Here is a 401-nt window from a genome sequence, read left to right as displayed (position 1 = left end):
GAGCCGTGGCGCGAGGCCGCACTCGAGAGGGGCTATCTGTCGGCGATTGCCGTCCCGCTTACGTACCGCGAGACTACCTACGGCGTGCTCTGTGTCTATGCGCCGCGGCCCGAGGCGTTCGACGCGGACGAACGGGCGGTCCTCTCCGATCTCGGCGAGACCGTCGCGTACGCGATCGGCGCTGCCGAACAGCGCCGGGCGCTCATGAGCGATACGGTGATCGAACTCGAGTTCGGGACCCGCGACCGGTCGATCGGTTTCGTCGATCTCTCGGCCGCGGCGTCGTGCGAGGTGGTCGTCGACGGGGTTACACCGACTGGAGAGGCCCTCGTTGCGTTCCTCACGATCCGGGGTCCAGAAAGCGAGACGGTTCTCGATGTCGTGGCGGCGGACTCGGAGAC

General features: G+C 67.6%; 1 protein-coding gene. It reads left to right on the top strand.

Going from position 1 to position 401, the window contains the following annotated elements; genetic code table 11:
* Positions 1-401 (top strand): bacterio-opsin activator domain-containing protein (locus tag M8318_RS00160; RefSeq protein WP_262660565.1); only part of this gene is annotated, 401 nt, incomplete at both ends.

This window comes from Leclercia tamurae (genome assembly GCF_025566055.1).
Lineage (GTDB): Bacteria > Pseudomonadota > Gammaproteobacteria > Enterobacterales > Enterobacteriaceae > Enterobacter > Enterobacter tamurae.
Note: the sequence above shows the minus strand (reverse complement) of the source record. Positions and strands in the feature narration are given on the sequence as shown.